Here is a 12,379-nt window from a genome sequence, read left to right as displayed (position 1 = left end):
GTCCGCACCTGCGGCGCGAACACTTCCCAAGGAGCACATCCCATGCCTACCCCCGCCAAGGGCCCCCGGCTCGGCAGCGGACCGGCTCACGAGCGTCTGATGCTCGCGAACCTGTCCACCCAGCTGTTCGAGCACGGCCGCATCACGACCACCGAGACCAAGGCGAAGCGCCTGCGCCCGGTGGCCGAGCGCCTCATCACGTTCGCCAAGCGCGGCGACCTGCACGCGCGTCGTCGCGTGCTGCGCGTCGTGCGCGACAAGTCCGTCGTGCACACGCTCTTCACCGAGATCGCCCCGCAGATGGCGGAGCGTGAGGGTGGCTACACGCGCATCACGAAGGTCGGCACGCGCAAGGGCGACAACGCGCCCCTCGCGGTCATCGAGCTCGTGACCGAGCCCGTCAGCCCGAAGCAGGCCGTCGTCCGCGAGGCGGAGAAGGCTGCCGAGAAGGCGAGCAAGAAGAAGGCCGAAAAGCCTGCGAAGAAGGCCGACAAGGTCGAGGACGCGCCCGTCGAGACCTCGGCGTCCGTCGAGGACGCACCGGTCGAGGACGCCGCCGAGGCGCCCGCCGACGAGAAGGCGACGGAGACCAAGGAGGCCTGAGCCTCTCGTTCTCCCTCGTGAGGGCCCGGGACCGTGCGCGGTCCCGGGCCCTCCGTCGTCCGGGCGCAGGGCGTGCCGCAGCCCGTGCGGCGCAGCGGCGCCCGTCCTAGGGTCGAACCGTGAGCCCTGTGAGCCTTCACACCGACGGCCGGACCGGACCTCCCGTCGTGCTCGTGCACGGCTCGCGCACCTCGAGGACGATGTGGCGCGCTCAGCTCGACGCCCTGGGCCGCGTGGGTGTCCGCGCGCTCGCGGTGGACCTCCCCGGGCACGGTGCCCGCCGTGGCGAGCCGTTCACGCTCGACGGGGCGGTGGAGGCGGTCGGGCGGGGGATCGACGACGTCGGTGGGCGAGCCCTCGTCGTCGGTCTGTCCCTCGGGGGGTACGTCGCGATCGAGGCGCGGGCGCGGTTCCCCGAGCAGGTCGCGGGCCTCGTCGCGGCGGCGTGCTCCACCCCGCCCGCGACGCGGCTGCGGGACGGGTGGCTGCTCGTGGCCCGCGGGATCGAGCGTCTCCCGGACGCGGGCGCCGGGCTCAACCAGGCGCTCGTCGACCGCACGCTGACCCCGCAGGGCGCCGCCGACATCGCTGCGGGCGGGTTCGCGCTCGACGTGATGAGCGCGATCCTGCGCGAGACGGGCTCGTGCGACCCGCTGCACGCCCTCGCCGCGACGGACTCGCCGGTGTGGGTCGTCAACGGCCGGTGGGACCACTTCCGGTTCGGCGAGCGGGCGTACGTCGAGGCGGCCAGGAGCGGGGGAGCACCCGCCCGGCTCGTCGTGGTCCCCGGCGCCCGGCACCTCGTGAACCTCGACGCGCCGGTCGCGTTCAACCGCGTGCTGCTCGACGCCCACCAGGCGGTGTCGACGAGCGAGCAGGCGAACGCGTCACCGGCGAGCGCCCGGTCGGACCAGGACCACCTGGTCGGCCGCTGAGCGGTCGGACCACACCCGCCCGCCTCAGGCCGGCGGCAGGTCCCACGCGCGCGCGCCGCCGACGAGCGCCGCCGAGTTGGGCACCACCACGACGTCGTCCCCGAGCCGGTCGAGGACACCTGGCGCGATCTGCCGCGAGTTGCCGCCCCCGAGGTACAACCGGTCCCACCAGAACACGGGCCGCAGCCCGTCGACGACCGCGAGCACGCGCCGCGACCAGAGCCCGTTGCCGAGCCGGCGCCGCTCGGGCTCGCCGACGTACTCGTCGTACGTCGTGCCGCGCCGGACCGGCGCACGGGACCACTCCAGGTGGGGTGCCAGACGCCCCCCGTGGAAGAGCGCCGACCCGAGCCCGGTCCCCAGCGTGAGGACGAGCTCGAGGCCCGACGCGGCGATCACGCCGGCGCCGTGGACCTCCGCGTCGTTGAGCACCAGGGCCGGCACGCCGAGTCGCCGCGAGACCGCAGCCCGCACGTCGAAGCTGGTCCACGCCTCGACGAGCGCCGGGTCGACGCGCGACCGCGGCCCGCTGCGCGTGACGTAGTGCGGCGTGTGCACGACGACGCCGTGGCGGATCATCCCCGGCATGCCGACGGTCACGCGGTCCGCGGCGGGGAGCGAGGCCGCGATCCCCGCGACGGTCTCGACGAGGAGCTCGGGCGGGAGCGGGTACGGGGTCGGGACCCGCACGGGCGCGGCGTGCGCGGTGCCGGACGTGTCCAGCACGCTCGCCTTGATCCCGCCGCCCCCGCAGTCGACGGCGAGGGTCCGGACGTCCGCGGTGTCCCCGGTCATGGGGGGCAGCGTAGGCACGCGCGAGGTGTCGCGCGCGTCGGCGGCGGCTACCGTGAACTCCCGTGACCGACGCAGCCCTCCCGGACGATCCCTCCGCGGCGCCCGCCGTCGCCGTGCTCGACGACGTGCCCGACGACCTCGTGCGCGTCCGGCTGGACCTCGCCTACCAGGGGACGCACTTCGCCGGCTGGGCGCGCCAGCCGGGCCTGCGCACCGTGCAGGGGGCGCTCGAGGAGGGCTTCGCGACCCTCCTGCGCGGCGGGCCTCCGCACGGCCCGCGGCTCACCGTCGCGGGACGTACCGACGCGGGCGTGCACGCGCGCGGCCAGGTCGCGCACGTCGACCTGACGCGCACGCAGTGGGACGCCCTGCCCGGCCGGTCGGGCCGGTCGCCCGGGGACGCGCTCGTGGCGCGGCTCGGCGGTGTGCTGCCGCCCGACGTCGTCGTGCACCGGGCGACGCCCGCCCCCGACGGGTTCGACGCCCGCTTCTCGGCGCTGCACCGCGCCTACACCTATCGCGTCGCCGATGACCCGGCCCAGCGGGACCCGCTGCGCCGCGAGTGGGTCCTGTGGAACCGGCGTCCGCTCGACGTGGACGCGATGGACGCGGCCGTGCGGCCGCTGCTCGGGGTGCGGGACTTCGCGGCGTTCTGCAAGCCGCGCCCCGGCGCGACGACGATCCGCGAGCTCCAGCACCTGTCGTGGTCGCGGCCGACGGACGGCCCGGACGCGGGACTCGTCGTCGCGCAGGTCCGGGCCGACGCGTTCTGCCACAACATGGTCCGCGCGCTCGTCGGGGCGTCGCTCGCGGTCGGGGAGGGCCGCCGCACGGTCGGCTGGCCCGCCGAGCTCCTGGCGGCCCGACGGCGCGACGCGGGCGCCGGCGTCGTGCCCGCGCACGGGCTCGTGCTCGAGGAGGTCACCTACCCGCCCGACCACGAGCTCGCGGCGCGCGCCGAGCGCGTCCGGGCGGTGCGGAACGAGGAGGACGTCTGGGAGACGCCCTGAGTCCCTCGCGGGAGGAGCCTCAGGGCTCCTCGACGATGTGCACCGCGGCCTCCTCGGCGCCCGCCGCACCGCCGGAGATGCCCTCGTCGTCGGCGTAGGTGTCGTTCTGCCGTCCGTCGAGCGCGTCCGGGTTCGCGACGAGCCGTCCCGAGCGGGTCTGGTCGGGACGGTCGAGCGGGTCGCGCTCCCACTCCTCGGGCTCCTCCTCGGACAGGCGCTGGTCGAGGGACTCGCCGTGGACCTCCTCCCACGCCGTCTCGCCGAAGTGGTTCTTCCGTTCGCGGTCGGGCGGGGAGTAGCCCTCGTCGAGCACGTCGGCCACGCCGCGGTCCAGCAGCGTGTCCTCCGCCTGGAGCTGGTCGTTGTCGCCCTCGGCGCCGGTCTCCGGGTCGGGGCGCGTGCCGGTGGTGTCTTCGCTCATGCGTCCCACAGTGGCACCTCGAGGGCGCGCACGCAGCACCTCCGGGCGGTCGGCGCGGCAAAGGACGTGACCGCGCCGTGCGCTCGGGCGAGGATGGCGGGGTGGGACACCTCGACCTCAGCGACGTCACGTATCACCTGCCCGACGGGCGCACCCTCCTCGACGGCGTGGACCTGCGCGTCGCGGACGGCGCCCGGGTCGCGCTCGTCGGCCCGAACGGCGTGGGCAAGACGACCCTCCTGCGCATCGTCACGGGCGACGTCGCGCCGCACGGCGGGTCCGTCGTACGCAGCGGCGGCCTCGGCGTGATGCGACAGGATGTGGGACGCATCGACGACGCACGCACGGTGCGCGACCTCCTGGTCGAGCTTGCGCCCCCCGCGCTGCGGGACGCGGCGCTCGAGGTCGCCGCGGCCGAGCTCGACATCATGACCGTCGACGACGAGCCCGCCCAGATGCGCTACGCGCAGGCGCTCGCGGACTGGGCCGACGTCGGCGGGTACGACGCCGAGGCCGGCTGGGACGAGGTGACCGACGAGGTGCTGTCGATCCCGTTCGAGAAGGCGCAGTGGCGTGAGGTCCGCACGCTCTCGGGCGGCGAGCAGAAGCGGCTCGCGCTCACCGCGCTCCTGCGCGGCCCGGAGGAGGTCCTGCTGCTCGACGAGCCGGACAACCACCTCGACGTCCCGACCAAGCGCTGGCTCGAGGAGCGCCTCGTCGCGTCGCCCAAGACCGTGCTGTTCGTCTCGCACGACCGCGAGCTGCTCGCGCGCACGGCGACGCAGGTCGCGACGCTCGAGCCCACGCCGGGCGGCGGCACGGTGTGGGTGCACGGCGGTGGTTTCGCGACGTACGCCGAGGCCCGTGCGGACCGCCGCGACCGGCTCGCCGAGCTCGCGCGCCGGTGGGACGAGGAGCACGCCAAGCTCCGCGAGCTCGTGCTCACGCTCAAGACCAAGGCGGCGTTCAACGACGGTCTCGCGAGCCGGTACCAGGCGGCGAGGACGCGCCTGCGCAAGTTCGAGGAGGCGGGGCGTCCCGAGGTGCTCGCGCGGGAGCAGCGGGTGAGCGTGCGCCTCGCGGGCGGCCGGACCGCCAAGCGCGCGGTGACGTGCGAGGGGCTCGAGCTCACAGGGCTCATGAGGCCGTTCGACCTCGAGGTGTTCTTCGGCGAGCGGGTCGCGGTGCTCGGCTCCAACGGTTCGGGCAAGTCGCACTTCCTGCGGCTGCTGGCGGCCGGAGGGAGCGACCCCGCGCCCGGCGCGGCGCCCGACGGCGTCCCGCCGGCTCCGGTCGCGCACACGGGGCGCGCGGTGCTCGGCTCGCGCGTGCGGCCGGGGTGGTTCGCCCAGAACCACGACCACCCGGAGCTGCGCGGCCGGACGCTGCTCGAGATCCTCCACCGCGGCGAGGGCCACCGGGCGGGCATGGGGCGCGAGGACGCGAGCCGCGCGCTCGATCGCTACGAGCTCGTCGGGCAGGCGGAGCAGCGCTTCGAGACGCTGTCCGGCGGGCAGCAGGCGCGGCTCCAGATCCTCCTGCTCGAGCTCGACGGCGCGACCCTCCTGCTCCTCGACGAGCCGACGGACAACCTCGACCTGCACTCGGCCGAGGCGCTCGAGGCCGGGCTGACGGCGTTCGAGGGGACCGTGCTCGCGGTGACGCACGACCGGTGGTTCGCCCGCGGGTTCGACCGCTTCCTCGTGTTCGGCTCCGACGGCGAGGTCGTCGAGGCGCCCGAGCCGGTGTGGGACGTCGAGCGGGTGCGGCGCGCCCGGTAGCCGTCCTTATCCTGGTGGGCATGGCCGTCCACAAGATCGTGCTCTTCTACGCGTTCACCCCGCTGCCCGACCCGATTGCGGTGCAGCTGTGGCAGCGCGCGCTGGGGGAGCGGTGGCACCTCACGGGACGCGTCCTCGTGTCCGAGCACGGGATCAACGCGACGCTGGGCGGCACGGTCGAGGACCTCAAGCAGTACGTGAAGACGACGCGGCAGTACCCGGGTTTCGAGCGCATCGACGTCAAGTGGTCCGACGGGACGGGCCGGGACTTCCCGCGGCTGTCGGTGAAGGTCCGTCCCGAGCTGGTGACGTTCGGCGCGCCCGACGAGCTCGTGGTCGACGAGCGGGGCGTCGTCGGGGGCGGCGCGCACCTGTCGCCGCACGAGCTGCACGAGCTCGTGGACGCGCGCGGCGACGAGGTGGTCATGTTCGACGGCCGCAACGCGTTCGAGGCGGAGATCGGCCGGTTCCGGGGCGCCGTCGTCCCGGACGTCGAGACCACGCGGGACTTCGTCGCCGAGATCGACTCCGGCCGCTACGACGACCTCAAGCAGCGCCCCGTCGTCACCTACTGCACCGGGGGCGTGCGGTGCGAGGTCCTCTCGGCGATCCTGCGGGCGCGCGGGTTCGAGGAGGTCTACCAGCTCGACGGCGGCATCGTGCGCTACGGCGAGGCGTTCGGCTCCGGCGGGCTGTGGGAGGGGTCGCTCTACGTGTTCGACGAGCGCATGCACGTCGAGCTCGGACCGGGGTCGACGCCGCTCGGCGCGTGCACGCGCTGCGAGGCGCCCACGGCCAAGTACGAGAACTGCGCGGACCCGAGCTGCAGGACCCTGCGGCTCTACTGCGCGGCCTGCGTCCACGTCGCGCGCTCGACGCGGTGCGAGGAGTGCGTGCGCGACCGCCCAGCCGGTCCGACAGCGGCCAGCCGCACCGCTTTGACCGCGGGCCCGCGTCACGGGTAGTCTGATGAGTCGTTGTGCTCTTCTCACGACACCCGTGTCGCTAGCGCGCCCACTCGCTGCCGGCGTAGGAGCGGGTGTCGACCGAGCCCGCCGCGCAACGACCTGCCCTCTCGGCCGCACGCTTCAGCGGTCGAAGAAGACATTCTGAGACAGAAACGAAGGCTACGACCGTGCGTACGTACACCCCGAAGCCCGGCGACGTCCAGCGCGACTGGTACGTCATCGACGCGACCGACGTCGTCCTGGGCCGCCTGGCCACCCACGTGGCCACCCTGCTGCGCGGCAAGCACAAGCCGACCTTCGCTCCGCACGTCGACGGCGGTGACTTCGTCATCGTCATCAACGCCGGCAAGGTCGCCCTCACCGGCAACAAGCGCGAGCAGAAGATGGCCTACAACCACTCCGGTTACCCGGGTGGGCTGCGTGCCACCGCCTACGGCGACCTGCTCGAGAAGCACCCCGAGCGTGCCGTCGAGCGTGCCGTCCGCGGCATGATCCCCAAGACCACCCTCGGCCGCGGCCAGTTCGGCAAGCTCAAGGTCTACGCGGGTGCCGAGCACCCGCACGCCGCGCAGCAGCCGAAGCCGTTCGAGATCACCCAGGTCGCGCAGTAATCGCCGACCAGGCGTAGCCGACAGAGAGACGCGAGGACACCACCCGTGGCCGAGACCACCGTCGAGACCGACACGCAGGGCGACGAGTCGCCCACCAGCTACACCTCCGAGTCCGCCGCCCCCACGGGCCGCGGCCAGAGCATCACCGCTCCCGCCAACGCGCTGGGCCGCCGCAAGGAGGCCATCGCCCGCGTGCGCCTCGTGCCGGGCACCGGGCAGTGGAAGATCAACGGGCGCACGCTCGAGGGCTACTTCCCGAACAAGGTCCACCAGCAGCTGGTGAACTCCCCGCTGAAGCTGGTCGACGTCGAGGGCCGCTTCGACGTCGTCGCCCGCATCTCCGGTGGCGGCACCTCCGGCCAGGCCGGTGCGCTGCGCCTCGGCATCGCTCGCGCGCTCAACGCGATCGACGCCGAGCACAACCGCCCCGCGCTGAAGAAGGCCGGCTTCCTGACCCGCGACGCGCGCGTCGTGGAGCGCAAGAAGGCCGGGCTCAAGAAGGCCCGCAAGGCACCGCAGTACTCCAAGCGCTGATCTGCGCTGTGCGCTCGTCGGCCCCGGTGGACATCGTCCGCCGGGGCCGACGGCGTTTGTGAGGACCGGTGACCAAGCGCCCCTCTGCGGGTGCGTGCGGGCGGTCGTACGGTCGTCGTACGGCCGGTGTGTGAAGGAAGGGACTTCCATGGGACGGCTGTTCGGCACCGACGGGGTGCGGGGTCTGGCGAACGGGAACGTGACGGCCGAGCTCGCGCTCGACCTGGGCGTCGCCGCGGCGCGCGTGCTCGCGAGCGGGCAGGAGGAGGGCCACCGGCCACGAGCGGTCGTCGGCCGCGACACGCGCGTGTCGGGAGAGTTCCTGGGCGCCGCGATCATCGCGGGGCTCGCGAGCGCGGGAGTCGACGTCAAGGACGTCGGCGTGCTGCCGACGCCCGCGGTCGCGTACCTGACGAGCACCATGGACGTCGACTTCGGCGTCATGATCTCGGCGTCGCACAACCCCATGCAGGACAACGGCATCAAGTTCCTCGCACGCGGCGGGGTCAAGCTCGACGACGCGGTCGAGGATGCGATCGAGAGCCGGCTCGGGCAGGGGTGGGAGCGCCCGACGCACGGCGGGGTCGGGCGGATCTCGCCCGACACGGGCCGCGCGGGCGGCGCGTACGTCGAGCACCTCATGTCGAGCATCGGCGCCGACGAGGACCACAAGCCGCTCGCGGGCCTGCGGATCGCGGTCGACTGTGCGAACGGCGCCGCGAGCGACGTCGGGCCTGCGGCCCTGCGGGCGGCGGGTGCCGACGTCGTGGTCATCAACGCGAGCCCCGACGGGCGCAACATCAACGCGGCGTGCGGCTCCAACCACCCGGAGCAGCTGCAGGCCGTCGTGGTGGCGTCCGAGGCGGACTTCGGCGTCGCGTTCGACGGCGACGCGGACCGCTGCATCGCGGTCGACCACGGCGGGACCGTCGTGGACGGCGACCAGATCATGGGCGTCCTCGCGCTCGCGCTCCAGGACGAGGGCGCGCTCCCGCGCGACACGCTCGTCGTGACGGTCATGAGCAACCTGGGCCTGCTGCTCGCCATGCGCGACGCGGGCATCGCCACCGTGCAGACGGCGGTCGGCGACCGGTACGTGCTCGAGGAGATGCGCGCGCACGGCTACGGCCTCGGCGGCGAGCAGTCGGGCCACATCATCCTGTCCCGCTACGCGACGACGGGCGACGGGGTCCTCACGGCGCTGCAGCTCGCGGCACGCGTGCGCGCGACCGGGCAGAAGCTCGCCGACCTCGCGGGCGTCGTCCAGCGGCTCCCGCAGACGCTCGTCAACGTCCCCGGCGTCGACAAGGCCAAGGCGTCGAGCGACGAGGCGCTGCTCGCCGCCGTCGCGGACGCGGAGCGGGGGCTGGGCGAGACCGGCCGCGTGCTCCTGCGCCCGTCGGGCACCGAGCCGCTCGTGCGCGTCATGGTCGAGGCCGCGACCCAGCAGCAGGCGGACGCGGTCGCGGGGCGGCTCGCGGGCGTCGTGCGCGACCGGCTCGCGCTGTGAGCGTGAACGTGCGCCGCGGCGTCGACGAGACGCTGTACGAGCACGTGCTCGTCCTGCTCGAGACGTTCGAGGACGGCGTCCTGCCCATCGTGCAGGCGGGGCACGCCGTCCTGCGCACCCCCGCCGTGCCCTACGCCGGTCAGCTCGGCGACCTGCTCCCACGCTTCCTCGGCGCCATGCGGGCGACGATGCACGCGGCGCCCGGCGTGGGCCTCGCGGCGCCGCAGGTCGGCATCGGTCTCGCGCTCGCCGTCGTGGAGGACCCGGGCTCGCCCGACCCGGACGACGAGCGCGAGCGCCCGGCACTCGCCTACCGCGTGCTCGTCAACCCCCGGTACGAGCCGGTCGGCGACGAGACGCGCACGTTCGTGGAGGGCTGCCTGTCCGTGCACGGCTGGCAGGCGGAGCGCACGCGGCACCGCGCCGTGCGCCTCACGGGCGAGGACGAGCAGGGGGCGTCGTTCGACCACGTGCTCACGGGATGGCCCGCGCGCATCGTCCAGCACGAGACGGACCACCTGCGCGGCGAGCTCTACGTCGACGCCGCCGACCTGCGCACCCTCGAGTCCACCCTCGGGTCCGTCCGGCTGCCGGGCGGGGAACGCTAGAACGGGGTGGACCCGCTCGCCCGGCTCCTCGCCGCGCCGCCCGACCTGCCGGTGGGGCGCCACCTGACCGAGGTGGTCGCCGCCGTGCGCGCGGTCGGCGCCGTCGTCGTGCAGGCGCCGCCCGGCACCGGCAAGACGACTCTCGTCCCGCCGGCTCTCGCGGCGGCCCTGGGCGGCCGCGTCGTCGTGACCCAGCCGCGCCGGCTCGCGGCGCGAGCGGCGGCACGGCGGCTCGCGTCCCTGCTCGGCGAAGACCTCGGGGGCACCGTCGGGTACACGGTGCGCGGCGAGTCGCGGACGTCGCGTCGCACGCGCGTGGAGGTCGTCACGACCGGCACGCTCGTGCGCCGGCTCCAGCGCGACCCCGAGCTGCCGGGCGTGGCCGGCGTCGTCCTCGACGAGGTGCACGAGCGCCACCTGGAGGACGACCTCGCGCTCGCGCTGCTCGTCGACGTGCGGGAGAACCTGCGCGACGACCTCGCGCTCGTCGCGATGTCCGCGACGGTCGAGGCGGAGCGGACCGCGGCGGCGCTCGGCGGTGGCCGCCCGGGGATCGGCGGGAGGCCGGTCCCGGTGGTGCACGTCGAGGGCGGGCTGCACCCGGTCGACGTCGTGTGGTGCCCAGGGCGCGGTCCGCGCACCGACGCCCGGGGGACGTCGCCCGCGCTGCTCGACCACGTCGTCGCGACGGTGCGCCGGGCGCTGGCCGAGCGCGAGGGCGACGTCCTCGTGTTCGTCCCGGGGGCGCGCGAGGTGGACGCCGTGTCGAGGGGGTTGGCGGGACTCGCGGACGTCGACGTGCGCCCGCTCCACGGCCGCCTGCCCCCGCGCGAGCAGGACCGTGCGCTCGAGGCCGGTCCGCGGCGCCGGGTCGTGGTCTCGACGGCGGTCGCGGAGTCCTCGCTCACGGTGCCGGGCGTGCGCGTGGTCGTCGACGCGGGGCTGGCGCGCGAGCCGCGCACGGACGTGCGTCGGGGGCTGCCCGGCCTCGTGACGGTGGCGGTCAGCCGGGCGGGTGCCGAGCAGCGCGCCGGGCGCGCCGGGCGCGAGGGGCCGGGGGCGGTGTACCGGTGCTGGTCGGAGGGTGACCACGCGCGCCTCGCACGGCACGCGGAGCCCGAGATCCGCACCGCGGACCTCACGGGGTTCGCCCTCGAGCTCGCCTGCTGGGGCAGTCCCGACGGCGCCGGGCTCGCGCTCCTGGACCCGCCGCCCCGGGCGGCCCACGCGGCGGCGCGCGCGGTGCTGCACGGCCTGGGCGCTGTCGGGCCGCACGGGGTGACGCCGCTCGGCCGCCGCATCGCCGCCGTACCGGCCGACCCGCGTCGTGCACGGGCGCTGCTCGACGCCGTCCCCGCGGTCGGCGCGCGGCGTGCGGCGGAGGTCGTCGCGCTGCTCTCGGAGGACGTGCGCGTGCCGGGCGCCGACCTGCCCGCGGCGCTGCGCGCGCTGCGCCACGGTGGACCGGGCGCGGGTGCCTGGGCGGCGCAGCGGGACCGGCTCGAGCGCGTCGCGCGTGCCGCGGGCACGGACGGGGCCGACGGGTCGGACGTCGAGGGGAGGGCCGCGCGCGCGACCGCACCGGACCGCCCGAGCGACGACGCCGCCGTCGGGCACGTCGTCGCGCTCGCGCACCCGGACCGGCTGGCTCGCCTGCGGCCCGGCGGCGAGACGTACCTCCTGGTCTCGGGGGCAGGCGCGCGGCTGCCGCCGGGTTCCCCGCTGCAGGGCATGCCGTGGATCGCGGTCGCGGACGTGGACCGCGCGGCGGGCCGGGCGGACGCCGTCGTGCGGTCCGCCGCGCCGGTCGACGAGGCGACGGCGCGGGCTGCCGCGGCGGCCGAGCTGCGGACGACCGGAGTCGCCGAGTGGGTCGGCGGACGTGTGCGTGCTGCTCGGGTGACGACCCTGGGCGCCATCGAGCTCGTCCGCGATCCGTGGCGGGACCCGCCCGCCGGCGTGGTCGTGGGCGCCGCGCGCGACGGGCTCCGCCGCGACGGTCTCGGGAGCCTCGCGTGGTCCGACGGCGCCGTCCGCCTGCGGGACCGCCTGCGGTTCCTGCATCGCGCGCTGGGGGACCCGTGGCCCGATGTCGGCGACGACGCGCTCCTGGACGATCTCGACGCGTGGCTGGGGCCCGACCTGGCAGGCGTCGCGCGGGGCCGCGCGGTGGACCTCGCCGGGGCCTTGCGCCGGCTCCTGCCGTGGTCCGCGGCCGCTCGCCTCGACGAGCTCGCGCCCGAGCGGCTCGAGGTCCCCAGCGGGTCCCGCGTGGCGGTGGGCTACGCGGACGACCAGCCGGTGCTCGCGGTGCGCCTCCAGGAGACGTTCGGGTGGGCGAGCACGCCGCGCCTCGCGGGCGGACGCGTGCCCGTGCTGCTGCACCTGCTCTCCCCGGCGGGTCGCCCGGCCGCCGTCACGGCGGACCTCGCCTCGTTCTGGGTGCAGGGCTACCCGCAGATCCGTGCCGAGCTGCGCGGCCGCTACCCCAAGCACGCGTGGCCGCAGGACCCGGGGACCGCCGAACCGCTGCGCGGGACGCCGCGCCCGCGCCGTCGCGACGGCTGACCGGGCCACCAGGGCGCGGGTGGGCACGGGTGGTG

General features: G+C 75.4%; 12 protein-coding genes. 10 read left to right on the top strand and 2 right to left on the bottom strand.

Going from position 1 to position 12,379, the window contains the following annotated elements; all coding sequences use genetic code 11:
- Positions 1 to 42: 42 nt before the first annotated feature.
- Both rplQ and AC4H2H_RS05485 read left to right on the top strand, forming a co-directional pair.
- Positions 43 to 603, top strand: a complete 561-nt coding sequence (gene rplQ, locus AC4H2H_RS05490; protein ID WP_494369808.1) for a 50S ribosomal protein L17 — start codon at positions 43 to 45, stop codon at positions 601 to 603.
- A gap of 128 nt (positions 604 to 731) precedes the next feature.
- Positions 732 to 1,538, top strand: coding sequence for an alpha/beta fold hydrolase (locus AC4H2H_RS05485; protein WP_494369807.1), 807 nt, complete (start codon positions 732 to 734; stop codon positions 1,536 to 1,538).
- Positions 1,539 to 1,562: 24 nt separating this feature from the next.
- Here the strand turns inward: AC4H2H_RS05485 and AC4H2H_RS05480 are convergent, their stop codons facing one another.
- Positions 1,563 to 2,333, bottom strand: coding sequence for an ROK family protein (locus AC4H2H_RS05480; protein WP_494369806.1), 771 nt, complete (start codon positions 2,331 to 2,333; stop codon positions 1,563 to 1,565).
- Between the two features lie 113 nt (positions 2,334 to 2,446).
- On the opposite strand from AC4H2H_RS05480, the gene truA reads away from it, so the two are divergent.
- Positions 2,447 to 3,343 (top strand): tRNA pseudouridine(38-40) synthase TruA, encoded by an 897-nt coding sequence (gene truA, locus AC4H2H_RS05475; protein ID WP_494369929.1) that lies wholly within the window; start codon positions 2,447 to 2,449, stop codon positions 3,341 to 3,343.
- Positions 3,344 to 3,362: 19 nt separating this feature from the next.
- Here the strand turns inward: truA and AC4H2H_RS05470 are convergent, their stop codons facing one another.
- The gene (locus AC4H2H_RS05470) at positions 3,363 to 3,764 is read right to left on the bottom strand and encodes a DUF5709 domain-containing protein (RefSeq protein ID WP_494369805.1); all 402 of its coding nucleotides are present in this window, start codon (positions 3,762 to 3,764) and stop codon (positions 3,363 to 3,365) included.
- A gap of 101 nt (positions 3,765 to 3,865) precedes the next feature.
- Here AC4H2H_RS05470 and AC4H2H_RS05465 point away from each other — a divergent pair, with 101 nt between their 5' ends.
- The 7 genes from AC4H2H_RS05465 to hrpB all read left to right on the top strand — a co-directional run bounded on the left by AC4H2H_RS05465 (position 3,866) and on the right by hrpB (position 12,344).
- Positions 3,866 to 5,545 carry an ABC-F family ATP-binding cassette domain-containing protein gene (locus AC4H2H_RS05465; protein ID WP_494369804.1) on the top strand — a complete coding sequence of 560 codons (1,680 nt, stop codon included), beginning with the start codon at positions 3,866 to 3,868 and terminating at the stop codon, positions 5,543 to 5,545.
- A gap of 20 nt (positions 5,546 to 5,565) precedes the next feature.
- Positions 5,566 to 6,510 (top strand): oxygen-dependent tRNA uridine(34) hydroxylase TrhO, encoded by a 945-nt coding sequence (gene trhO / locus AC4H2H_RS05460; protein WP_494369803.1) that lies wholly within the window; start codon positions 5,566 to 5,568, stop codon positions 6,508 to 6,510.
- A gap of 170 nt (positions 6,511 to 6,680) precedes the next feature.
- Positions 6,681 to 7,124 (top strand): 50S ribosomal protein L13, encoded by a 444-nt coding sequence (gene rplM / locus AC4H2H_RS05455; RefSeq protein ID WP_494369802.1) that lies wholly within the window; start codon positions 6,681 to 6,683, stop codon positions 7,122 to 7,124.
- Positions 7,125 to 7,169: 45 nt separating this feature from the next.
- Positions 7,170 to 7,658: a 30S ribosomal protein S9 gene (gene rpsI, locus AC4H2H_RS05450; RefSeq protein WP_494369801.1), complete on the top strand. Its 489-nt coding sequence runs from the start codon at positions 7,170 to 7,172 to the stop codon at positions 7,656 to 7,658.
- Positions 7,659 to 7,806: 148 nt separating this feature from the next.
- Positions 7,807 to 9,168 (top strand): phosphoglucosamine mutase, encoded by a 1,362-nt coding sequence (glmM, locus tag AC4H2H_RS05445; RefSeq protein ID WP_494369800.1) that lies wholly within the window; start codon positions 7,807 to 7,809, stop codon positions 9,166 to 9,168.
- Positions 9,165 to 9,776 (top strand): peptide deformylase, encoded by a 612-nt coding sequence (locus tag AC4H2H_RS05440; protein ID WP_494369799.1) that lies wholly within the window; start codon positions 9,165 to 9,167, stop codon positions 9,774 to 9,776. Before glmM ends, AC4H2H_RS05440 begins: the two co-directional genes overlap by 4 nt.
- A 6-nt stretch (positions 9,777 to 9,782) precedes the next feature.
- On the top strand, positions 9,783 to 12,344 hold the full coding sequence (hrpB, locus tag AC4H2H_RS05435; protein WP_494369798.1) for an ATP-dependent helicase HrpB: 2,562 nt from the start codon (positions 9,783 to 9,785) through the stop codon (positions 12,342 to 12,344).
- The last annotated feature ends 35 nt before the right edge of the window (positions 12,345 to 12,379 follow it).

The organism is Cellulosimicrobium sp. BMG9.22, from assembly GCF_059159975.1.
Note: the sequence above shows the minus strand (reverse complement) of the source record. Positions and strands in the feature narration are given on the sequence as shown.